We start from the raw sequence: 22,693 nt of genomic DNA, 5'->3' as shown, positions 1-22,693 counted from the left end.
AATAAAGGTTCACTAACAACGTCAGTTGGCTAGGTGACCCTCGGCTTAAGAAGGGTCACCGTTACTAATGCAGCATGCGTGCCAACTTTTAAAATACGTATTTACTACGCATCTGGACACGTATTAGCCTTAAATTCTTGTTTGTTTTGCAAACTGGAATTGCAAATTGCAAGAATCCACAAAAATGCTAGTGATTATGTTGTTATTAATAAATTATTAAAGATTCATTACCCTTCCCAAAATTGCCGTATTTCCCATAGGTTCAATCACTTTAAACAGCGATTAACCTCTCCTAGGTTATTCAACATAAACGGTTACTAAACATAAACAACGCCCATAAAAAAACGCGAACATTGAAATTCAATATTCGCGCTTATTTGAGTTAGATAGTCACTAATTAACGAGAACTCTCCTAAAAAGCATTCTCGTCATTGGACCTCTATAGTCTATCTAGAGACTCTATTTCTGAGGAGCTGGCTTAGAGCGGCTTCTCGATGGTGAAGGTTTGTTGCCCGCCGGCTTATTTGACGACTTGCTTGGACCATAGCTACCGCCGTAGCCGGACTTCTTAGGCTTGCCTGCAGGTTTACCCGCGTTGTTTGACTTACCAGTACCGTTAGATTTACCCGCACCGCTTGGTTTGCTCAGCGTGTTCTGAGAACCCGCGTTATTTGCAGCAGGTTTATTGCCCGCATTGCCGCGTTTAAAGTTACTGCCATTGTTTCTTACTGATTTATCTTCACCAGTCGCGGTTGAATTGTTTTCAGTTGGCTTCTTTCCAGACGTTGGCTTACGCTTTGGCGCAGACCCTGTACCCGGTACGTGACGCTTATTCTTACCTGCTGGCTTGTGACCACGAGCGTTGTCACCAGAACGTTGACCGTCTGCGTGTTCACGTGGTTGTTTCGCTTTCTTCGGCTTCTTAGGCTTGATTGGACGTGTATCCAAACGAGACTCAGGCAGCTTGTTTACTGGCGAGAAGCCTTCAAGCTCACGACGCTCTAGCACTTGTTGAATAAGACGTTCAATACCGAACAGCTCACCCACTTCATCAGCACAAACCAATGAAATCGCTTTGCCTACTTCACCAGCACGGCCAGTACGACCAATACGGTGTACATAGTCTTCTGATACATGTGGAAGATCGAAGTTAACCACTTGAGGCAGTTGTGGGATATCGATACCACGTGCTGCGATGTCTGTCGCTACAAGTACTCGAACCTTACCCGTTTTGAAATTCTCTAGGGCTTTGGTACGTGCGCCTTGGCTCTTATTACCGTGAATAGGCGCCGCTGTGATGTCTTGCTCTTCAAGGAAACGAGCAAGCTTATTTGCACCGTGTTTTGTTTTACTGAACACCAGCACTTGTCGCCAATCATTATCTTTGATCAGCTTCGCTAGCATTGCGCTCTTTTTCTTTTTATCTACTGGGTAGATGCTTTGCTCAACGGTTTTAGCCGTAGAGTTTGCAGGACTTACCGAGATCTCTACTGGGTTATTCACCAAGCCTTTTGCCAAGCTACGGATATCGTCAGAGAAGGTTGCAGAGAACAATAGGTTCTGACGCTTCTTAGGTAAGAAAGCCAAGATCTTACGGATGTCACGGATGAAACCCATGTCTAGCATGCGGTCCGCTTCATCTAACACTAGGATTTCTAGTTGGTCAAAACGCACGGCATTTTGGTTATATAGGTCAAGTAGACGACCCGGCGTCGCCACCAACACATCACTACCTTTACGCAGTTTTTGCATCTGAGGGTTAATCTTCACACCACCAAACACAACCGTAGAAGTAAGTGGTAAGTTAATACCGTACTTCACTACGCTGCCATTTACTTGCGCAGCAAGCTCACGAGTTGGCGTTAACACGAGCGCACGAACTTGGTTCTGACGTACGCGAGAGCCTTTTGATAACATTTCAAGAATAGGTAGCGTGAAGCCTGCAGTTTTACCTGTACCTGTTTGAGCAGCGGCCATAACATCTTTGCCCGTTAGGACAGCTGGTACGGCTTTCTCTTGTATTGGTGATGGCTTATCGTAACCTTGTGCTTCAATAGCTTTAAGGATAGGTTCAGAAAGGCCAAGGGAGGTAAAACTCATAGATTATTTTCTCAGTTGAATAACATTTAGTATGAGCAACGCGTTAAAAAGTGCGTTGCTTCAGCTTTTGCTCGCTAAATACATTGATATGGAGCAAAGCGCGGTATTCTGAGGCTTTTCCCCACATTCAGCAACTAAATTCTAATCGCAGCTCAAATTCAACCTAGATAACTTGTCGCTTCTGTTCGTACATTTTTTCATCCGCCGCTTTCAAGAGCGCATCGACATCATTGTAGTTGTTATTATGAATAACCCAACCAACACTAATTCGAAGATAAATAGAGTGCGCCTCGTAAACAACTGGTGCCGCGCATATCGTCTTTCGTAGTTTAGTGACGATCGAAGATACGTGTTGATCATCGATTATGCGTGGCAATAAAACTAAGAACTCATCACCGCCTATCCTTGCGACGATATCTGAAACTCGTAGTTCACTCCTAATTCGGTTTGCACACTCGATCAATACCTGATCGCCAGCTGCATGACCATAAGTGTCATTGATCGCTTTAAACCCATCGAGGTCGATATTTACAACGGCAAACGTTCTCGCTCGCTGTTTTTGAGTAGTTTTAAAGGCCTGCTTGAGGCTATACATAAAGTATCGACGATTCGGTAACATCGTTAGCTCATCATGCATTGAGCGGCTATCTGCAATGCGGTACAGACGATAGATAGTAAAGAAGGCAAACGCCAGCACTAACATTATTGAGTAGCCCACCAGCCTTACCGCTTGGATTCGGTACCAAGGCTCATCCATCAATACATGTTCGTTTCCGGAGAGAGCAAGATACCAACCACCGTATGGGAAGCTTACCTGTTCGGTGGCAAACGCATTATCGAACACATTCTGAGTGCCATAAAAGATAGCGCCATCTTTACCTGAACTGTTTGCGCCGCGAATCGCGAGTTGGTACTTGTTCTCGATCTTCCCGATTCCGACATCTTCAAACAGTTCATCTAAGCCAATAGCAGCACTGGATACACCCCAGTAATCTTGATTGAAAGGCGGGTCTCGAAAGATCGGGGTGCGCGTAATGAGGGCTTGCCCACCTTGAAACAATTCAAAAGGACCAGCAATAAAGGTGTTGCCAAGGTTACGGGCTATCTCAACGGACTCCCATTGGTCTGGATAATCACGATAATTAATACCGAGAATCTGCTCATTGCCTTCCATAGGGTAAACGAAGTTTAGAATGTCGTCTTTGGCGAGCCCAATAAGTCGAATATGGAAACCATCTTTAATAATATTTTCAGCAATCTTATCCCAATTTTTTACCTCACCATCAGGATTGATGGTCACTAAGGTAGAGAAATTATTGAGGATATACATATCTGACACGATCGCGGCTTCGATCCGAGAACGAATGATGGATAATCGTTTTTTTCCCTCAGAATACGATTCATTCTTAAGAAAAGTTAATTGCTTGGCGTGAAAGAACTCAATCGCGCTTACTATCGCAAGGAAAAAAAGAAAAGATACTACTTTGGCAGACCACTGCTTGCTAGAACCACTTGGCATTTACGAACCTCTAACACTATTGTTCTATATACTGCCTTATAACGGCTCATTTCTGGCTTATAGGTCCAGTATGCCGCTAAGTCATTAAAAATCCATACTAACGTCGACTATGTATCAAATATTGTGCCATTCATCACTTCAGGCTTGTGAGCTAAACTCATTGTTTAATCAAAAAGGGTTAGTGAACCTTATAAAGCTTACATTGTATTGACTCAAGGCTTACATTAAAGGATTCATCAATGTTATTTTACATAGACTAACAATCAGCTTGGTACCTCACAACATGAAGCTAAAAACTCTCACACTGTGCACATTGCTATCTGCCTCAGTTGCGGTTGCCGTTCACGCACAAGATACGCTCAACATACAAGAGAATAAGCAAGCAACAAGCGTACCGAATGGTCAATCCCAAGCCGATTCGCTCAATTCTCAAGAACAATCTTTCAAGCAATCTGCTGACCTCATTCGCACCACCTACGAAAACCAGCTTTACACTCTGCCAGCATTCAAAGAAGGCCACTACGGGCTGCGCATGTATCGCCAGACATTAGATGATAAGTATTCGGCTGCAGTGTGGAGTGACATGGCGCGAGTGGCAAGCAAGCTCAGCACCCTGTCGAATGACGTTCAAACCATGGAACAAATCGTACTCTACTCAGAAAAGCGCGTTGCATCTTATGTTGGCGATAACGATGAGCGCAGTGTTCGACGCTACAACATCACCAAGCACATGCCTGAATACCTGTACCTTGGCGTTGACCTTCTTGGCTCTATGGCGCGCGCCAATGAGTACGGTTTAGAGCACAAAAACGATGCCAAGCTGCGTGAAATCATTCGTCGCTATGACTTCTCACGATACGTGACCAATCAAGACATGGTGAAAGCATGGGCGGCTCAATTAGCGAATCAGGTTTACTGGCTGCGCCAGCTGGGTGAACAGGATGTCGTTGATGAGTTCGTCGCTACCTTCAAGAAAGCATATCCAGACGACAAAGACAAAAAGCTTTCGAGCCAGCAATTTGGCAACAAGATCTATGGTATGACACACGTGATCTTTGGCGATTCCGAATACTATCAGCATCGAGTAAGCGAACAAGATCATCAATGGATCTACGATTACTTCAGAGAAAATATCGATACGATTCTGCTTCGAGCGAAAGAGGATGTGATTGCCGAGGTTGGATTAACCTTCTTATTGGCAGGTTTAGAAGATGATCCAGTAGTAGAGAAAACTCGACTCGCGATTCAAGCCTCAATCGATGAGAAACAGGGCATGATCCCTTCAATTACTGGCGATTTTGACCTGGAGTATGGTGAGCACCGCAACGTGTTAGCCATCATGCTACTCGATTGGCAGCAAGTAAATGAAGCGCCGACTTATGAAGGCAACCCTAAGGTGTTTACTAACGTCCCTTACGGACTCGTTAAAAACCAAACGCTGAAGAACTAGCAACATACCTAGCCGAGGTTGGTCTTAGAACCCAAAAAGCCGCATACCTTTCGAGGCCTGCGGCTTTTTTAATTCTTACCATACCATCATTTCGCTCTGGCTTAAGTTTGAGTTCAGAGGCAGACTTTGTTCATCACTATAGTAAAATCCCCTTCTGCGTAACCTTCTATTAAAGAGACATCCTCACAAAGTGATTTACAGAAGCGATATACGCCCTGAGGGTGATAACTCATCAAGGTATTACGTGAAGGATATTGGCTTGAGTTGAGAAGATTAAAAATCACCGTCTGATTCGCCAATTCATACATGCGAGTAATCATGTTTGTCAGGTAGTCGGAATCACGAGAGGTATAATTCAGTGAACCACTAGCGATAACAATGTCGTGGGCCTCAAGGTTCATTTTGCTCATATCACCAGACAAAAACCGACAACGATCTTCTGTGTAGTTTTGCTTCGCCTTCTTTAGAAAGCCTGCGTGTTGGTCAACACCGGTGTAAGATTGAATGCGGTAGATGCAGTCGAGCAATTCAAACAACTCGCCATAACCACAGCCCAAATCTAAAACGCTCTTCTTATCAAAGTCAGCCGCACGAGCGATCACTTCAAAGCGACACAATTGGCTCTCTTCGCTAGTCCAACCTAAAGCTTTAGCCTTGTCGCCATTCGAGCGGTTAGTCTGTTTCCGATGATAGCGATACACCTTCCAACGATCGAGCCAGTGCATTCAAATCTGCCCCACTTCAATGAACATCAGCACACCTTAATGAGATTAAGCTTTAGAACTTGAAGAAAAGAGTCCACCGATTTTATAACCAATCGCATAACAAACCACGGCAATAGTCACAAACACCAATGCTGAGAAGAAGTATGCCACCGATGCCGCTACGCCTGTGCCCCACACGACGCTGAACACCAAACCGAGATAAGCCTCTTGCGGCCACTGAGAAATAGGAAACTGAGTACCACCAGCAATAAGATAAACCATCGCAAACAAGCCGATAAAGGCGGTGATAAGACCAATGAGAACGCGCATGTTCATGGGAAGACCTTTGAATAATTGGACTTGGTTGCTTTTGTTCTGGTCAAAACCGAATGTTCTCAGCTGAAACCGAACGTTATTAATCGCAACCTAATGATATTCAAGTATATCGGATAAAACAGGCTTGCTCTATTACTCTTCCGAGTGAGCGTAAAACGATATAGAAGTAATAAGATAAGTCGTTAAGTCCGAATGAACTTAACGAGCAGGCATAAAAAACGGACACCCTTCTTACATAAACTTCGTAAGTAAGGTGCCCGCTTTTAGTGAATCTAGCTGTTTTTGCTAAACCTAGCTTAAAGAAGGATGAAGATACCCGCTAAACATGCACTCATTAGGTTTGCTAGCGTACCAGCAGCTACCGCTTTCAAACCTAGGTTAGCAACTTCAGCGCGACGCTCTGGCGCCATGACACCGATTGAACCTAACTGAATCGCGATAGAACCAATGTTAGCAAAGCCACACAGAGCAAAAGTCACGATTACTTGGCTGTGTTCAGATAGCAGAGCTTTGTTCTCAACGAAGTCAATGAAAGCAACAAATTCGTTCATAACGATCTTCTGACCGATGTAAGAACCCGCCATCAACACTTCATCACTTGGGATACCGATTAGCCATGCAAGAGGCGAGAACAGGTAACCGAAGATAGCTTGCAGTGTAATACCCGCAAAACCGAACGTTTCACCTAGGCTTTCTAGGCCAGTGTTGACCATCGCAATCACACTCACGAAGGCAATCAACATAGTACCAACCGCTACCGCAACCTTCATACCGTTCATCGCGCCACTTGCCAATGCATCAATCACGTTGCTTTGGTCAGCTTTATCGAGCTCGATGTGGTCGTAGTCACTCGGTGTGCTGCGCTCAGGAACAATGATCTTCGCCATTAACAGGCTACCCGGAGCCGCCATAAAGCTTGCTGCGATAAGGTATTTAAGCTCAACGCCAAGGCCCGCATAACCACCAAGTACACTACCCGCTACCGACGCCATACCGCCTGCCATTACAGCAAACAGTTCCGAACGAGTCATAGACTTTAAAAAAGGACGAATAAGAAGAGGAGACTCACCCTGAGAAAGGAAGATATTACCTGTAGCAACTAGAGATTCAGCTTTACTTGTACCCAGTAGTTTTTGCACCGCTCCGCCCAAGATTTGAATCACTTTTTGCATGACGCCTAAGTAATAAAGCGCAGAAATCAAAGCACTGAAGAAGATAATGATTGGAAGTACGCGAACCGCGAAAATGAAGCCTTCAGTAGCAAGGTCACCGAAAAGGAAAGCAATACCAGCGTCTGCAAAACCAAGCAGGCTAGAAACACCATTACTTAGGCTTGTTAGCGCCAATTGTCCCCATGGGAAATACAATACCAAGGCCGCAAAGCCGATTTGAAGTAATAGAGCACGAGAGACCGTTTTCCAGTTAATCGAAGAACGACTTTCAGATAGCAGGTACGCGCAAGCAATCAGTGCAAGAACACCGACAAAACCAAATAGAATATTCATAATGTGTCCTAGTAATCCTTAAAGAGTGAACATGAGCCAAGCAAATGACATCAAAGGAACAGGACAAAGAACCGCAAGCAAAACGCTACGCGATGAAGGAGCTAACAGGGTTAGCGAATGTAACAACGAGTTGTTCATGTAAAAAATCACCTTATACAAGCAGTGGAACGTAGCTGGTCCGGTCCGTGGGGTCATTCACATATCCATGTGACGGCTTGTATTGGCTAAGCACCGGCTTAAAACCGGAAAAGAAGTATAAACAGTTAAGTGAGACTTTCATCACATTTTTTAACGCAAACGATCGCGCGGTTATAAAACACACAAAATCGAACTATTTACCGTGATAATTCACTTTAGCAGCAAGAAATAAGAGAAATAAAAACGCGATTAAAACAAAAAGCCACACGATGTGGCTTTTTCAAAATATGTTAGAAAGTAGGAATGGCTAGTTTAGTAGAGCACTTTTCACTTCAGCATCTCGGAATATCTCTTCAAAGCGCTGTTTGTAGATCAGTTGCATCTCATTGATGATTGCACCGCCATCAGGCACATCATTCTCCCCTTGGAAGTTTTTACTGAGTAGCTTCTTGCCAGCTTCATCATAAATAATCACGTTAACGTTGTACCAAGAGTTGTCCGTAAATGCGTGGAAGTCATACTTCCATTCATTCAAAACGAACATCATCGATTTGTTATCGAACGCTTTCATCTGCTCAGCAACCTTGGTGATATCCTCCTCAGGTGTTGTCTCAATGGACTCGACCGCTACTTGCTGTTTCTTCAAGCCAGCTACCAATCTATCAGTCAAAAATTGAGACATTGGCTGCTGTGTCGCCGTGTTGTAGGTATAAGGAATACCTAACGAACTGCGAATAATTCCCTCAAATTTTGGCTCTTTATCATGATCGAGAACGTATGGTCTCTTATCGATTACAGCGACGGTCAACGCTTTTTCCTGTGGAACTTCATTGAGTTGAGGCGCACTTTGTTCTGCTGTTAATACCGTTGCACAACCAGAAAGCCCTAACGATACTGCAGCGAGCAGTAAACTGACGAGTTTTTTCATAGATTTACCTATCTTATTGTTTTGAATAGGCTGTTCTAACAAAAATCGACTTAATGAGTAAACATTCATCAAATCAATATTTTACATAATTGTTATTTATATAAATTCGCTCACACATCGGGTTAAATTTATTGAGTCATCAGCCAATAAAATTTTTAAGTAACAGAGTCTTGTAAATGAAAATTATGAAATGAACAGAACATGTTCAACCTATGTAGGGCACTGAGTAACCTCTCGGTTAATTCTGTGTGATTCTTACTACTTTTCTGTGCTCTGCCTCATTTCCCGAGACTTCAAGATTCATCTTAAGTTTAGATGCGTATATACTTTGTGTGATCTCACCAAATAATTATCTATAAAATACCAATAGAGCTGATTAGATATAACAGCCATCGAGACTAAGAGAGGAAACACGTGAAGAAAATGGAAGCTCCGCACGACATGAACAATGGAGCTAGATTCAAAACAAATAGACACGGCTATGTGACAGTAGTTGAATATTATAATACCTATACTGTTATTGTCGCGTTTGAAAATACCGGAAATATCCGCGCTATCAGCGCGGCGAAATTACGTACAGGTCAACTTACCGATCGCTCTGTTGCGCCTGAGTCAATTATGATTGGTGAAAAGGTTGAATCGGTTAAACACGGGATATTAACCATTACTCAAGTTGAATCTGAAAATATTGTGGTACTGACCAATGCCAATAACGAAGAAATTAGAATGTTATTGCCTGCCGTACAGAAAATGAAAGATAAAACTGAAGAAGTCGACAGTGAAAATGTTGCCTCCCCAAGACCAACCTCTCTTAGCCAACTGACTAAAAGAAATAAAAAGACCAAAGACGTTAATAGCATGCTTAAGAAAATGCTTACTGACTACGGTCGATACGATTAATTCTCTGTTTTCTACAATAAAGCCTCTATAGATTTATATTCTGATATAAAAATTAATTAAGCCCGCCTTTCTCAATAAAATACGTTGCATATTCGAGTGAAAAGTTAAATTTGATCAAAGTCTCACTCTGGATCTTTACTACAAATTAACGAGACCTCCATCACAATCTCATTTTAGCTTTGTGATGGAGATCTTATTGAAATCTGAATATTTCCATTACTATGCTCTCACACAATAAGAGAACGAAGTTTCTCAACCCCTAAAATCCAATTGAGACAAATATTATGAAAAAGATTCTTGTAGTTTGCGGTAACGGCCTTGGTACTTCTCTAATGATGGAAATGGCAGTAAAAGAAGTCGCTAAAAAAATCGGTTTCGAAGCAGAAGTTGATCACGAAGATCTATCATCTTCAGCATCAAGCAATGCGGATATTTGGGTTGCAGCAACAGACGTTGCAAACCAACTAAAAGACGCTGGTAAAGAGAACATCATCAGCCTTAAAAATATTTTTGACAAAGCATCAATTGAAGAACAACTAAAAACTTTCATGTAAGGTCAAAATTATGCAAAACTTTTTCGAGTTCATGCTCGGCTTATTAAAAGAGCCAGCGATCATGGTAGGTTTAATTGCTTTCATTGGCCTAGTTGCTCAGAAAGCAGATATTTCCACTATTCTTAAAGGCACCATTAAAACCGTAATGGGTTTCCTAATTTTAGGTTTTGGTGCAGGTGCTCTTGTTGGCGCTCTAAATAACTTCTCAGTGGTATTTACTGAAGCATTCGGCGTAAGTGGTGTTATTCCAAATAACGAAGCAATTGTTGCACTAGCACAAGAAGCATTCGGTTATGAAATGGCTCTAATTATGTTCTTCGCATTCGTTGTGAATATTTTATTGGCTCGTATTACTCCTCTAAAATATATTTTCTTAACGGGTCACCACACAATGTTCATGTCTATGCTAGTAGCGGTAATCCTGTCTACAGCTAACATCGAAGGCACTGCTCTAGTTGCAATCGGCTCGATCATTGTGGGTTCACTGATGGTTATCATGCCTGCACTTGCTCAGAAATACACAGAGAAAGTGATGGGTACCGATCAACTGGCGATGGGCCACTTCTCAACATTCTCATACTTAGTTTCTGGTTACATTGGTAGCAAATTCGGTGACACATCTAAATCGACAGAAGACATCAACGTACCAAAGAGCCTGATGTTCCTGCGTGATACACCTGTAGCAGTAGCAACAACAATGGCAATCTTCTTCATGTTTGCTTCTATTGTTGCTGGTGGTGACTTTGTTGAAACAGTATCAGGCGGTCAAAACTGGGTAGTATTCACCTTCATGCAGTCTCTTGTGTTTGCAGGTGGTGTTTACATCGTACTGCAAGGCGTGAAGATGCTGATTGCTGAAATCGTTCCTGCATTTAAAGGTATCTCTGATAAGCTAGTACCGGGTGCGAAACCTGCTCTAGACTGTCCAATGGTATTCCCTGTAGCACCAAACGCGGTACTTATCGGCTTCCTTTGTTCTTTCGCTGCTGGCCTACTAGCAATGGCAGTTCAAGGCGCTCTTGGCTGGACAATCATAGTCGCGGGCGTTGTTCCTCACTTCTTCGTAGGTGGTGCAGCGGGCGTTTACGGTAACGCAACTGGCGGTCTACGTGGTGCAATTCTTGGTTCATTCACACAAGGTCTATGTATCTCTTTCCTACCAATGCTACTTCTTCCAGTTCTAGGTGGCCTTGGTCTTGAAGCAACAACATTTGCTGACTTCGACTTCGGTGTAGTTGGCCTGATTCTAGGGTGGATTGTTTCATGAGCTTATTCGATTTAATTGGTAACCAAGGCGTTATCATCAACTCTGAAGAGAACCTAACAGTTGATGCAGCGATTGATGTGACATGTTCAACACTGCTAGCAAACAACAAAATTGAAGCAAGCTATGTTGAGGCTATCAAGCAAAAGCACAAGGACATCGGCGCGTACTATGTTCTAGCACCAAAAATTGCGATGCCTCATGCTCGTCCTGAAGATGGTGTGAACGAAGCATCACTGCAAGTGACAGTATTCAAGAAGGGTGTTGATTTAGAGTCGGAAGACAACGGTGACGTTTATCTTTCAATTACTCTGGCGGCAATGGACTCAGACAGCCACATCCACACGATTATGGCGCTATCAGAGTTGTTCCAAAATGATGATGACATTGATGCCATTATCGCAGCGGAAACTGAGCAAGCGATCATCGAGATCTTAAAGCGCTACTAATCTCGCTCTAACGATCCTGATATTGATCTGATAAGCCCCCCATTAAAAAAGCGATAGCCTCGGCTATCGCTTTTCTGTTTTTGGTATTAAGTCATTTTTCATCGAGCGTGATTTAGGAAGTCACGCATCTAAAAGACTCACTGGCGCTAAAACGCGTACATTCTTTTATCTGTCGATAATTCAAAACAGTATTGCGCATGTTTTTTAAGACACTCAAACACTTCTCTATCCAGCTTAAAGTTATCAACGTGGTCCGTCAAAATAGCCATCGTCTGTTCTAGCGTCATGCCTGCGCGATAAGGGCGAGATTGAGTTAATGCCTGGAACACATCCACCACAGCAACAATTCTACTCGGTTGATCCAACTCTTCAGCCGTTTTGCCCATAGGGTAGCCCGAACCATCTAACCTTTCATGGTGATTAGATGCCCACTGACAAACCTGAGGTGAACTGAACAACTCCTGCAATGCAAATCGAGTATCCGTAGCATGGCGCTTAATACAGCAATACTCTTCTTCAGTAAGTAAATCCGGCTTATGCAGAATATCGTTAGGGGTTTGCAGTTTACCGATATCATGAACCAAACCTGCTAAATAGAGTTTGCGCTGAGTGGTGTAGGAATAACCCAGTTGTTTGGCGAGGTATTCTGAAAGCTGCCCAACTTTCAAAGAGTGCTTAAAGGTAAACGAGCTCTTGGTATCCACAACATTGGCAATAAATTCGGCAAAGGCCACCGTCTCGTCCAGCGACATTTGTTGAGAGAAGAATGGCACAGGTTCAAAGTTATCCCTCATGTTTTCAATGTAAGGGATCTCCATCGAGAACCAAAAATCATCCAAATCAACCAACTCACACATGTGTTGCACAAGGTTGGTTTCGAACATCTCATCCGCTTGTTCTGTTAAACATTCAATGATGCTCGCTTTGCCATCGGGTGTGAGATTTCCATAACGATCTGAAGAGGTAATGCCATACAAGTAGTCAACCCTATCGGCAAGCATCACGATAGCAGCTAGCTCTTTTTCTAACTCACTGATATGAATAGTCTTTAAGTCAGTCCAAGGGGTATGATGATAAAGCACCGGCTTAGCGAATATAGAAAGAACCGGGCACTCTTTTAGAATTTGGTACCCCTTTTGACAATGGTGGTAACTCGAGTCAGGAATGAACCCTGAAACCAAACTACGCTGCTCGTCAATTTGCGATACTCCGCAGTCGTGAATTAACCCCAATGAGAACGCAAGTTGTGCTTGCTCTTCTTCCCACCCCACACTCAGAGCACACCGATACGCGATGTAACCCACCCTCTGTCCATGATTTTTGCTTTCGAAACCGACGTTATCAAGCGCCTTAGCAATACCGAATAGAGCCTTCCTTAGGTCTACGGTCACGTCCTGGCAATGTTGATTCATTATTTAAGCCTAGCATTTTTATAGTTTTTATATATTTAGGCTGCCAATACTAATGCATAGCTAATGATTATATACACAAATATTGTAAGGTTTAATGAGTTTCGTGATAGATCTAACGTATCACGAAAACTCCGTGCTACAAGTGGTTGCATATTAAAAATCATGCGACATTATATCCTGCCGACTAAGATCCAGTAAATCAGCAGCCCTAAGAAAAGGAAAGACATGTTTAAAACAGTTATTGATGACGAACTATCCATCGCATTGGTTGAAGAGAGCTTCGCTTCTCACTACGCGGAAATCTCACAAAGCCAGAATGAGTACCTGAGCCAATGGCTCGTGTGGCCGCCACATTGTAAAACCGAGCAAGACTTTAGGATCTTCATCCAACGCTCGCTGCACGATTATGCAGAGGGCCAAAGCATGACCTGTGCGATTGTATATAAAGATAATATCGTCGGTAACTGTAGCTTCAACACCATTGACCACAATAAGCAGAAAGTCACGATAGGCTATTGGCTGTCTGAAACGTATCAAGGAAAGGGGATTGTTACCCGCGTGGTCGCAAAGCTGATTGATATTGCTTTCAATGAGTTAGATATGGAAAAGGTCGAGATATCAGCCGCAACGGGCAACCAAAGCAGTCGCAAGGTTTGTGAACGCTTACATTTCACCTTAGAAGGCATCATCACGCGCAATGAGAACTTAAATGGTCGCATCGTTGACCATGCTATTTACGGCCTTCACCGTTGTTAGCATTACGTCCCAAGCGCTCACCTCTTGGTAAATGAGCATACTAAAAAGCCACGGTATTCGACCGTGGCTTTGTTGTCTCCGAAACTAGACCTAGAACCGAGACCTAGAGCTTAGGGAACTCTCAAAGCGCCCAGTTATAAGGTCTTAGGAATCACAATACTGAACTTTGCTCCACCATGGCTACTGTCATCAATTTTGATGTCCCAAGAGAGCTTTTTAGCGGCCGATAGAGCAATCGCAAGACCCAACCCCAATCCTCCCGTTGCCGATGTACGACTTGAATCTAAACGAGAAAAAGGAAGAAACACTTCATCGCGTCGCTCTGCTGGGATTCCAGAACCATTATCTTCAATCACCACCAGCCAGTTTTCTGAGTTCTCATCCAGTGTCATCCACACTTTGTCTTGTGTGTAGTTGCCTGCGTTCTTAAGAATGTTATCAAACACCAAGCGCGCCATCGAGCAGTCACATTTTATCGTGCTTTCTTGCTGAACTTTAGAATCGAAGGTCACGTTATCCAACTGAGAATAGCGAATCCTATCTAGACAATACTCAAGCAGGCTAGCTCTCACTTTTACCAGTTCAAAGAAGGAGTTATCCATAACGTTCAGTTTCGACAGCATGATAATTTCGGATGTAAGGTCGTTGATATCCTCAATGTAAGTATCAATGTCATCGAAAAGAACTTGATGATTATCTGGTGCTCCCCTTCTTAGGATATCGGTTGCCAATTGAATACGACTCAACGGCGTACGCACTTCATGTGGGATAGCTTGAGCGAAGATATGACTTTGTTTTACTTTGCTTTCAATCTCTTCAGCCATGAAGTTAAAGCTGCTCGCCAAATCAGACACAGGGTGAATTTCGTCCAATTCAGAGCGAGTACTGAGCTTTCCTTTACCAAACTGTTTCTGCTTCTCGACTAACTGCTCTATTCTTTCTTGAAAACGCCTCACAGGTAAGTAAACACTTGCTCCAATCGCCACAATCACAGCCAGTAACAGCCCTAACAAAAAGTGACGTTCTGAATCCTCATACCATTCAATGTCTGGCGAGAAGAAATCTCCTACCTCACTGAATGCAAAGCTAAATCGAGAATTAGGCAACTGAAAAACGGCTGAATAGAGATTGTTGTCACTCAGATAAATCGGCACGCCATTCAATGTGGTGTATAACTCACATCGTTGGCAAGGCGCTTCGCCCGACCAATTTTCCAACAGGCGTAAATTGAAGATATAAAATTGTTGGTAGCCTATTCTATCGAGTTCTTTATAGAGTGAGTTTTCTTGATTGTGTTGGCGAGTGTACTGCTCAGCAAAGTAGATACCGTCGTTGAGGAAGGTTTCAATCTCGGTTCTTCGCATGTGCCCTTCACCAAGGTTCCAAAACAAAAATATCGTTGCCGACATTCCCGTCACAATCCCAAGGTACAAACGAGCAAACATTGAAACCGAGCGAAGTTTCGCAGTAATGAACTTACGCAACCAGCATGTACCCCTTGTTGCGAACCGTGCGGATCAGCTGTTTGTCTTTCGCATGAATGCGCAGCTTGCGGCGTAAACCAGAAACGCGCATGTCAATCGAACGATCGTTAAACGCGTAATCGATCCCTCGAAATAGCTGACAGCACTGATCTCGCGTCACTACCTGACAGATATTATTCACAAGGAGGTTTAAGATTTCAAACTCAGCAGAGGTAAGCTTGAGGTTTTGTCCATACAAGGTGGCACTTTGAGCCGCACTGTTGATGACAATATCGCACTGCTTCTCAGCCGCAGTTTCTGGCGCTTTTGCAGCAGGCGCAGCTCTACGCAATAACGCTTCAATTCGGGCTAATAAAGCATGGCCACGAATCGGCTTGGCAACATAATCATCCGCACCAAACTTGAATAAGCTGACCTCACTCATTTCATCGGCAGAAGCTGTTAGCACTAAGATCATGCCATTGTAAAACTCACGAGCCTGACGGCAGATCTGTGCGCCGCTCATGCCTGGGAGCATCAAGTCCAACAGCACTAAATCAGGTTCAATACTTCGGATCGCTTCAAGTGCCAAATTCCCTTCATGAACAACGCTAACACTGTAGCCTTCAGCTTCGAGGTAAAGCGTAGTTAAACGAGCAATCTCTTGGTCATCTTCAACAATGAGCACTTTGGTTTTTGACATTCCTATCACCAGTATTTATTAAAAGCGAGGGCAGTATATATACTGGTCATATATCATCAATATTGTTATTAGAGCCTTAACTTTACCGTACGCAAAACATAGTAATCACTTTTGTACATGCACGTTTACAAAATACGGAATTTAGCAACCACTGAGCCTTTCTTTACAAAGGCTGTAGCATAAAGGCTATAGCAGATGAGGGAAGAGTTGACGTGTTTTATGCGCTTATCGCTCACTTACATTTGCTTTATTTTCTTACGCGCACTTACATTTAAGGCGTTTACAAATTCCGATCAAATCAACTATCCGCACACTCAGCTCATATCAGTGAATAACACTATAAAATAACAACGAATCAGTCTAATAAACCTATAGCTCGAGTCTTAAATCAAAAGAAATCGATTACTTATTTAATAAGCCAGTGTTTTCCATTATTGAGCACGCGACAGATCCTGTTAAGCGATAAGTTCCTAACGTAATATTCACTCAACTAATGAATTAACTCATTATTAGACAATTACCACTTGGACACTGGGCCCTCTTTAAGATGAATAAATCGCTTTCACTGTTACTTACAACCACTGCTTTAGTTTCAACACCGCTTATTGCTGACACCAATAAACATGACACAGTGAACAAGATTCAAGAACAAGTCAGTGCTTGGATAGACATTCAGGTGACACCACAAAACAGCATTATTCAGAAGATGGTTTTTAACTGTGAATTCTACAGCGCAACGCCTTCAATCAAGTCGCCAGAAGGCAACGAGAGCAGCAGTGGTTCATACCTATTTTACTCGCACAACGGTGTATTGGGTACGGTGACAGAACCTTACACAACCCAACCATTGCCAGAGTTAACCATGTGCCTTAAGGAAAACTTCGTGGTCACTAACCAAGATGAAGCTCAGCTGTTGTTCGAAGCCATCGAAACCGTCTATCCAAATTATTCGATATTCGATAAGGACTTCCCTAAAGAGATCACAAAGCAACCAAATGGATGGCAGTTGATTGATGGTGAGATATTTGATGACAAAAAAGGCTATGTCATAGAGACCACGCCGCTAGGTAAAGTGACGAAAATCATCCGCTCACTGAACCTGTAAAAGTTGAAATTAAAAATAAAGACAAACAGCCTACTGACGGCATGAGTTCAGTGGGCTTCGTTCAACCCAAATATCCGTGTGCCGAGTTCAATATGATGACAAGTTATCAGCCTTTCGAGTATCTCCAGTGTCCTATTTGGATATATGACATTGATAATAAGAGAATAACTTGGGCAAACAGCAGTGCCCTACCTCTCTGGGAGTCTGAATCTCTGTTTGAGCTGACGTCACGTGATTTCAGCGTCGAGATGTCTAAGGCAATAGAAGCAACGCTCGAAGAATACCAAAGGCAATTTCTACGCAACGAAAGCATCAAGACATGGTGGAACTTCACTCCCAACTACATTTCGAAGCGTGCATTGTGTCTGTTTTCTGGGATCCCACTACCAGACGGCCGAACCGGCATGTTGGTACAAGTCGTCGCGGAAGAAGGTAGTCTAAAGCACGATCTCGCTTGCTCGGATGGTTCAAACCTCTCTCTTCTATTTGATAGATCGGGAGCGGTAGTGAGTGCTAACTCTGCATTTTCCCAGAACTATGGCATGCCGTTTTCCACCCTCTCCGACTTTGTTTCAAGTGAAGAAATTGCAGCCCACTGGTTGTTCTCGGCACGTAAAGGGCGAGAAATTTTAGAAGAAGTCAGCTGCCATATTGGTGATAAGGCCCACCACTTTGATGTGCAAGGAAAATGGCTATTTGATAAGAGTGAACTGCTGTTAAATCTGACTTGTACCACCAAACAGAAAGAGAAGCTGATCAAGGCCAGATACAATGCAGAGCACGACTGTTTAACCGAACTATACAATCGCCGTGGAATCACTAACCTCTTAGAAACCAGTATTGCCTATCGCTCTCCCTTTGAGCTAATCTTCGTTGATCTTGATGGCTTCAAACTGGTCAATGACACCTACGGACACAGTGTGGGTGACCAACTACTCAAACAAGTAGGTGAACGTCTCAAGCAGCTCGTTGACGAAACCTGCATGATTGGTCGATTCGGTGGTGACGAATTCATAGTGATCGCCCACACCTGCCGAAATCAAAACATCCCGCTGCTTTGCACCCGAATTATTGATGCCTTGAACCGAAGCTTCCACATAACCGGCATTGGCACTCTCTCTATCGGTTGTAGCATTGGTACTGCACATTTCCCTGATAACGCCATGGATCAGGAGTCATTGCTTAAACAAGCGGGGATGGCGATGCACATTGCTAAAGCCAATGGTCGAAACCGATTCCAAACCTTCACTCCAGACTTGGCACAAACGCTTCACCGAAAAGTAGAAATTCGCCATCGATTGACTCAAGCCCTAGAAAACGAAGACCTCAATCTGCATTATCAACCGATCATGAATACCAACAGTAACAAGGTTAAGGGCTTTGAAGCGCTACTTCGATGGTCAGACAAAGAGCTAGGTAACATTGGCCCTGATGAATTCATCACCTTGGCGGAAGATACTGGGCAGATAGTGCCACTCGGAAAGTGGGTTCTCAATTCAGCACTTAAACAGCTATCAATATGGCATCGGGAGTTTGATGGCGAGCTAATGATGAGCATCAACATCTCGAGTATTCAGATGCACGCAACCTTTGCCGAGCAGCTATTAGCAATGCTGAACTTCTACAATATCCAACCTCAAAACATCGCACTTGAGATCACTGAGTCTTCGATGATTTTCAAACACGGTGAAGTAAGACAAGCATTAAGCGACATCTCCAAATTAGGCGTTGAACTCCACCTTGATGATTTTGGCACTGGCTACTCTTCCCTCTCTATGCTGCACGACTTACCGATTAGCACCGTAAAGCTTGATAAAAGCTTTGTTCACGGCTCACACAAAGGAAGCAAAGCGATTGTCCAAGCGACCCACGCAATTTGCGACAAGTTGGGGCTCAAAGTGGTGGCTGAAGGCGTCGAGACCGAAACACAAAAAGACTTTTTAATCGACTGTGGATACCAATACCTTCAAGGGTATTTGTTTAGCAAACCAATCCCGTCAAACGAAGTCGAAAGCCAATTTTTATTCGTTCGATAAGTCGGTTAATAAAGTTACCTTTATCAACAAGTTAGAACTTTGAATGATTAATAAACAAGGTAACAGCACCAATGTGAACGCTTACGTATGCTTACATAGCGTTCAACAGTAAGGAATGAAGATTAAACTGTTGTTTATATAGAGAATTCCTTATAAATCAACCCAATAAAACACCAAACCATTATACCTACTAACTGTAATGACTTTGGTATTTAGATTACTCTCATTCCGTCCCTTTAGCAGAGCAAATCATCGGTAAACATGAACAGACAAAACGGCTTCACTCTCTTAGAACTGATCATCTCTGTATTAATCTTAGCGATCGTTTCGGCTACAGCTATGGTCAAGTTCTTAGACGTTCAAGGTAATGCTCGCGCGAGCAAAATACACGATGTGGCTGGCAACCTTCGCACGGGTATCGACATGATTTATGCGAAGTCTGCGATTGCTGGTGTGGAGGGAGAATGTGACTACATTGAAAAAACCGAGATTGAGACCTACTACGTCTGCCACGGCTATCCAATCGCCTATGTTGACTCACTAAGAAGACTGCTCAATATCGACGCAACAGAGCTTCATGTAATCAACAAAGAAGTAGACTCTGGCAGCAATGCAGAAAGAGTTGCCGCTATCTCTTTTGATACGGAGAGTTACACCTATTCACCTGTCGGCGATTTTTGCCAGGTACTCTATCAACCGGAAAAAGAACCGCAAATCGTCGTTCTTGACGGTGCATGTTAAATACTCAACGATTGCACGCTTTCTATAGTTAACACAAATCCACCACAGCAGATCTTTGAATATCATGTGGTTACGCTAACATTTGCTCAAAAATAATACTAATTGATCTAACTTGTTGCTGCTTACACTTTTAGGCAGTGCTCATGGTATAACACCAACCTCATTCATATCTTATTTTCATCACTAGCCGATGAATATTTACATGCACACATATTTGATACATATGTCAATAATAATCCCATTAAAATCCTTTAATCAACACCTTATGATAAACGTCACCCTTTCCCTATTTTAAATATCCCATCTTAAATTTTCACTATTTAAAATTCGTAATAGAATAAATTAAAATCAATTATTAAACAAATATAATTAATTCTATCATTGAATACTTTAATTAAATCACCAAAACAATAAGCCGTTTAAATTATATTAATATCACATAAACTGACATAATTTAATTTTATCCTGAAAAATTCTGATAAATCTGACACATCGATAAGCTGAATGAATACCACCAGAAGCTACATTGGAAACCTCTAAATCCAGTCGCTAAACCTGCCGCATAGAAGCTGTGAAATGGATAAATACCAAAACAAATGGATAAATCCCCTTTACCCCTTGTAAATCATTGGCTTTCATTTATAAATTCAACTTTTGGGTGAACATCTCCATAACCTTTCATTCAAGCCCAAATTCTGCGATTAGTATCAACATCTTAAGAGAAAATGGTGACATTTTGGTTATATTATTTAGATCGAACTCTTGTGTTGAATGACAATCCCACCATCACATATCCATCACGCCAATATAATAACTATCGCTTAGGAGTTGAGCTATGCACTGTTCTTTCAATATAAATAACAATAATGAGAGCTTGCAACTGATCTATAATAAAGAAAAAATATATATAAAAAGAGACAGTAATAAGATATCAGAGGAAACTCTTAATAGTAAAGAGAGTTTTGTTTTCAAATATCTTATTGAACACTCATCAATATCAAACCCTCAATCTGCACGAGATGTTGAAGAATCTTTTAAATTACACTTTGACGAAGAGTTTAGCTTATACGCGTTAAAAAACATTATTGCTTCTATAAGAAAGAAATATCGAAGCTTATGCAAAAAAGCGAAGGTTGATAATAATAGTGAACTTATCTCTAACCTTTATAAGGTAGGTTACTTTATCGACCTCGATAAAAGCTCAACCAACCGTATCGCACCAAAGTACGACATCAACCAATTCAAGCCCAGCCAGGTCGAGATGTTGAAACTGATGTTCAACACCTATCATCGAGAGCTGATCAAGGCTCTGATAACCGTGTTCACCATCTCTTCTTTTTTCCTGTTCGTTGTCTACTTTTTCCAAATCCTTTATACAACGAAGATTGCGAATGAATACAGTGAAAACACCAAACATATTGCAGCAGAGGTCATGGACTACGGTTGTGATAGCCAAGGTGCAGTGCACTCGCTAAGGCACTCGCTCAACCTTGATTCTGTCGTCATGGCAACACCTCATGGCTCATGCTATATCTCTAAAACACGTTCAAAAATGATAGAGCTCGATCAAGCAGACGACTTCTACGATAGTGCTGACTTTGCCTATTCACGCTTCATAAATACCGAACACGACATAGAGATGGTTGCTCGAATATCTAAACGCTCTATCGAAGCTCGATACAAGAACTCACTATTGCCTCTATTAGTCGATTCTATCTCCATCCAGAAGAATGGTTACTACATCTTAAATCTTGGCGAAGAGAGTAAAGTTATTTATCAAACATCCCTGCCAACTGGCGCAACCATCACCTTCTTCAGTGACGATATTGTTGCGTTGTGGATTGCGCTTTCTCTGATAACCGCCACGCTGCTTTATCGCTCTTATATTCTGGGCTTTGTGATCTATCTGTGTCGTTGGCAACACATCTCCTTTGAAGAAGAGCCCATCATCAACACTGAAGACAACAGCGTTTTATATTACGAATTGCTATCTCGTGTACGTAACGTCGGCGTTTTAAGCTTCATCAACACGATGAGACGCACCAACCTACTGACATTTCATACGATTTTACTTATCGAAACGGTCAGAAACGCCAAGTTGAACAACAGCCATGAGGTTTACGGTGTCAACGTCTGCCCAAGTGCTTTAGTTGGGAATAACTTTTCAAAACTTAAAGTGCATTTAGACGCGATGGAAGCGAATGAATTTGTGGTTGAGATAACTGAATACTCAAATATTGGTTACGGATGCGAGGTGATAGACAACATCAAAGCGATCAAAAAGCTGGGGATCACCATCGCATTGGATGACTTTGGTACGGGCAATAACAACATCGAAATCATCAATGTCATCTCTCCTACCTATCTAAAACTGGATCGCTGTTTTGTTAAGGATATCGAGTCAGGAGAGCACCATCAAGGCGTGTTGCTTAATATATCGGAGATTGGACGCCTATCAAATATCACAATGATTTATGAAGGTGTCGAGACGCGCAGGCAGCAATATATCCTGTGTCAGTTGGGCTACAACCTGCATCAAGGTTACCTATATAGCCGGCCTAATGAGTCAAAGGAACAATAGCCCCACCCTAATAAGAATCTTGATGAGCAACTATTCCCTATTCAAATAA

General features: G+C 42.6%; 19 protein-coding genes. 10 read left to right on the top strand and 9 right to left on the bottom strand.

Going from position 1 to position 22,693, the window contains the following annotated elements; genetic code table 11:
• Positions 1-459 precede the first annotated feature (459 nt).
• A complete protein-coding gene (locus BCV39_RS03890) occupies positions 460-2,100 on the bottom strand; it encodes a DEAD/DEAH box helicase (protein ID WP_048659043.1) in 1,641 nt (546 codons plus the stop codon).
• A 163-nt stretch (positions 2,101-2,263) separates the two neighbouring features.
• Complete coding sequence (locus tag BCV39_RS03885) at positions 2,264-3,619, bottom strand: diguanylate cyclase (protein WP_102432670.1); 1,356 nt, start codon at positions 3,617-3,619, stop codon at positions 2,264-2,266.
• A gap of 283 nt (positions 3,620-3,902) precedes the next feature.
• Between BCV39_RS03885 and BCV39_RS03880 the strand changes: the two genes are divergently transcribed.
• Positions 3,903-5,069, top strand: a complete 1,167-nt coding sequence (locus BCV39_RS03880) for a DUF3541 domain-containing protein (RefSeq protein ID WP_102432669.1) — start codon at positions 3,903-3,905, stop codon at positions 5,067-5,069.
• A gap of 113 nt (positions 5,070-5,182) precedes the next feature.
• Here BCV39_RS03880 and BCV39_RS03875 read toward each other — a convergent pair whose 3' ends face one another.
• The 4 genes from BCV39_RS03875 to BCV39_RS03860 form a co-directional block, all read right to left on the bottom strand.
• Complete coding sequence (locus tag BCV39_RS03875; RefSeq protein WP_102432668.1) at positions 5,183-5,794, bottom strand: class I SAM-dependent methyltransferase; 612 nt, start codon at positions 5,792-5,794, stop codon at positions 5,183-5,185.
• A 45-nt stretch (positions 5,795-5,839) separates the two neighbouring features.
• Complete coding sequence (locus BCV39_RS03870) at positions 5,840-6,109, bottom strand: hypothetical protein (RefSeq protein ID WP_102432667.1); 270 nt, start codon at positions 6,107-6,109, stop codon at positions 5,840-5,842.
• Positions 6,110-6,405: 296 nt separating this feature from the next.
• Positions 6,406-7,614 carry a NupC/NupG family nucleoside CNT transporter gene (locus BCV39_RS03865; protein ID WP_102432666.1) on the bottom strand — a complete coding sequence of 403 codons (1,209 nt, stop codon included), beginning with the start codon at positions 7,612-7,614 and terminating at the stop codon, positions 6,406-6,408.
• Between the two features lie 445 nt (positions 7,615-8,059).
• Positions 8,060-8,680 (bottom strand): hypothetical protein, encoded by a 621-nt coding sequence (locus BCV39_RS03860; protein ID WP_102432665.1) that lies wholly within the window; start codon positions 8,678-8,680, stop codon positions 8,060-8,062.
• A 423-nt stretch (positions 8,681-9,103) separates the two neighbouring features.
• Between BCV39_RS03860 and BCV39_RS03855 the strand changes: the two genes are divergently transcribed.
• The 4 genes from BCV39_RS03855 (at position 9,104) to BCV39_RS03840 (ending at position 11,847) form a co-directional block, all read left to right on the top strand.
• Positions 9,104-9,580, top strand: a complete 477-nt coding sequence (locus BCV39_RS03855; protein WP_102432689.1) for a hypothetical protein — start codon at positions 9,104-9,106, stop codon at positions 9,578-9,580.
• Positions 9,581-9,864: 284 nt separating this feature from the next.
• Positions 9,865-10,134, top strand: coding sequence for a PTS sugar transporter subunit IIB (locus BCV39_RS03850; protein WP_081229957.1), 270 nt, complete (start codon positions 9,865-9,867; stop codon positions 10,132-10,134).
• A gap of 10 nt (positions 10,135-10,144) precedes the next feature.
• A complete protein-coding gene (locus tag BCV39_RS03845; RefSeq protein WP_048663301.1) occupies positions 10,145-11,401 on the top strand; it encodes a PTS ascorbate transporter subunit IIC in 1,257 nt (418 codons plus the stop codon).
• On the top strand, positions 11,398-11,847 hold the full coding sequence (locus BCV39_RS03840; RefSeq protein WP_029405610.1) for a PTS sugar transporter subunit IIA: 450 nt from the start codon (positions 11,398-11,400) through the stop codon (positions 11,845-11,847). The genes BCV39_RS03845 and BCV39_RS03840 overlap by 4 nt, the downstream gene beginning before the upstream one ends.
• Positions 11,848-11,993: 146 nt before the next feature.
• On the opposite strand, the gene BCV39_RS03835 is transcribed toward BCV39_RS03840, so the two are convergent.
• Positions 11,994-13,259: an HD domain-containing phosphohydrolase gene (locus BCV39_RS03835; protein ID WP_102432664.1), complete on the bottom strand. Its 1,266-nt coding sequence runs from the start codon at positions 13,257-13,259 to the stop codon at positions 11,994-11,996.
• A gap of 225 nt (positions 13,260-13,484) precedes the next feature.
• Here BCV39_RS03835 and BCV39_RS03830 point away from each other — a divergent pair, with 225 nt between their 5' ends.
• Entirely contained in the window at positions 13,485-14,015 is a 531-nt protein-coding gene (locus tag BCV39_RS03830) for a GNAT family protein (RefSeq protein WP_102432663.1), read from the top strand.
• Positions 14,016-14,149: 134 nt separating this feature from the next.
• Here BCV39_RS03830 and BCV39_RS03825 read toward each other — a convergent pair whose 3' ends face one another.
• Positions 14,150-15,499 (bottom strand): HAMP domain-containing sensor histidine kinase, encoded by a 1,350-nt coding sequence (locus tag BCV39_RS03825; protein WP_102432662.1) that lies wholly within the window; start codon positions 15,497-15,499, stop codon positions 14,150-14,152.
• Complete coding sequence (locus tag BCV39_RS03820; protein ID WP_102432661.1) at positions 15,492-16,181, bottom strand: response regulator transcription factor; 690 nt, start codon at positions 16,179-16,181, stop codon at positions 15,492-15,494. The genes BCV39_RS03825 and BCV39_RS03820 overlap by 8 nt, the downstream gene beginning before the upstream one ends.
• A gap of 547 nt (positions 16,182-16,728) precedes the next feature.
• On the opposite strand from BCV39_RS03820, the gene BCV39_RS03815 reads away from it, so the two are divergent.
• From BCV39_RS03815 to BCV39_RS03800, 4 genes are all read left to right on the top strand, one after another.
• Positions 16,729-17,286 (top strand): hypothetical protein, encoded by a 558-nt coding sequence (locus BCV39_RS03815; RefSeq protein WP_102432660.1) that lies wholly within the window; start codon positions 16,729-16,731, stop codon positions 17,284-17,286.
• Between the two features lie 41 nt (positions 17,287-17,327).
• Entirely contained in the window at positions 17,328-19,322 is a 1,995-nt protein-coding gene (locus BCV39_RS03810) for an EAL domain-containing protein (RefSeq protein ID WP_102432659.1), read from the top strand.
• Positions 19,323-19,583: 261 nt separating this feature from the next.
• Entirely contained in the window at positions 19,584-20,063 is a 480-nt protein-coding gene (locus BCV39_RS03805) for a type II secretion system protein (RefSeq protein WP_102432658.1), read from the top strand.
• Between the two features lie 835 nt (positions 20,064-20,898).
• A complete protein-coding gene (locus BCV39_RS03800) occupies positions 20,899-22,644 on the top strand; it encodes an EAL domain-containing protein (RefSeq protein WP_102460917.1) in 1,746 nt (581 codons plus the stop codon).
• The last annotated feature ends 49 nt before the right edge of the window (positions 22,645-22,693 follow it).

It is taken from the genome of Vibrio sp. 10N.286.55.E10 (genome assembly GCF_002872555.1).
GTDB classification, from domain to species: Bacteria; Pseudomonadota; Gammaproteobacteria; order Enterobacterales; family Vibrionaceae; genus Vibrio; species Vibrio crassostreae.
The sequence above is the reverse complement of the archived record's forward strand: the minus strand, read 5'-3'. Positions and strand labels throughout refer to the sequence as shown.

Bases quoted from the DNA above. Each gene is read 5' to 3' on its own strand.
- BCV39_RS03860 (WP_102432665.1), bottom strand. From the start codon at position 8,680: ATGAAAAAACTCGTCAGTTTACTGCTCGCTGCAGTATCGTTAGGGCTT.
- BCV39_RS03800 (WP_102460917.1), top strand. From the start codon at position 20,899: ATGCACTGTTCTTTCAATATAAATAACAATAATGAGAGCTTGCAACTG.
- BCV39_RS03830 (WP_102432663.1), top strand. From the start codon at position 13,485: ATGTTTAAAACAGTTATTGATGACGAACTATCCATCGCATTGGTTGAA.
- BCV39_RS03815 (WP_102432660.1), top strand. From the start codon at position 16,729: ATGAATAAATCGCTTTCACTGTTACTTACAACCACTGCTTTAGTTTCA.
- BCV39_RS03820 (WP_102432661.1), bottom strand. From the start codon at position 16,181: ATGTCAAAAACCAAAGTGCTCATTGTTGAAGATGACCAAGAGATTGCT.
- BCV39_RS03865 (WP_102432666.1), bottom strand. From the start codon at position 7,614: ATGAATATTCTATTTGGTTTTGTCGGTGTTCTTGCACTGATTGCTTGC.
- BCV39_RS03840 (WP_029405610.1), top strand. From the start codon at position 11,398: ATGAGCTTATTCGATTTAATTGGTAACCAAGGCGTTATCATCAACTCT.
- BCV39_RS03810 (WP_102432659.1), top strand. From the start codon at position 17,328: ATGAGTTCAGTGGGCTTCGTTCAACCCAAATATCCGTGTGCCGAGTTC.
- BCV39_RS03855 (WP_102432689.1), top strand. From the start codon at position 9,104: ATGGAAGCTCCGCACGACATGAACAATGGAGCTAGATTCAAAACAAAT.
- BCV39_RS03805 (WP_102432658.1), top strand. From the start codon at position 19,584: ATGAACAGACAAAACGGCTTCACTCTCTTAGAACTGATCATCTCTGTA.
- BCV39_RS03890 (WP_048659043.1), bottom strand. From the start codon at position 2,100: ATGAGTTTTACCTCCCTTGGCCTTTCTGAACCTATCCTTAAAGCTATT.
- BCV39_RS03850 (WP_081229957.1), top strand. From the start codon at position 9,865: ATGAAAAAGATTCTTGTAGTTTGCGGTAACGGCCTTGGTACTTCTCTA.
- BCV39_RS03835 (WP_102432664.1), bottom strand. From the start codon at position 13,259: ATGAATCAACATTGCCAGGACGTGACCGTAGACCTAAGGAAGGCTCTA.
- BCV39_RS03870 (WP_102432667.1), bottom strand. From the start codon at position 6,109: ATGAACATGCGCGTTCTCATTGGTCTTATCACCGCCTTTATCGGCTTG.
- BCV39_RS03845 (WP_048663301.1), top strand. From the start codon at position 10,145: ATGCAAAACTTTTTCGAGTTCATGCTCGGCTTATTAAAAGAGCCAGCG.
- BCV39_RS03880 (WP_102432669.1), top strand. From the start codon at position 3,903: ATGAAGCTAAAAACTCTCACACTGTGCACATTGCTATCTGCCTCAGTT.
- BCV39_RS03885 (WP_102432670.1), bottom strand. From the start codon at position 3,619: ATGCCAAGTGGTTCTAGCAAGCAGTGGTCTGCCAAAGTAGTATCTTTT.
- BCV39_RS03875 (WP_102432668.1), bottom strand. From the start codon at position 5,794: ATGCACTGGCTCGATCGTTGGAAGGTGTATCGCTATCATCGGAAACAG.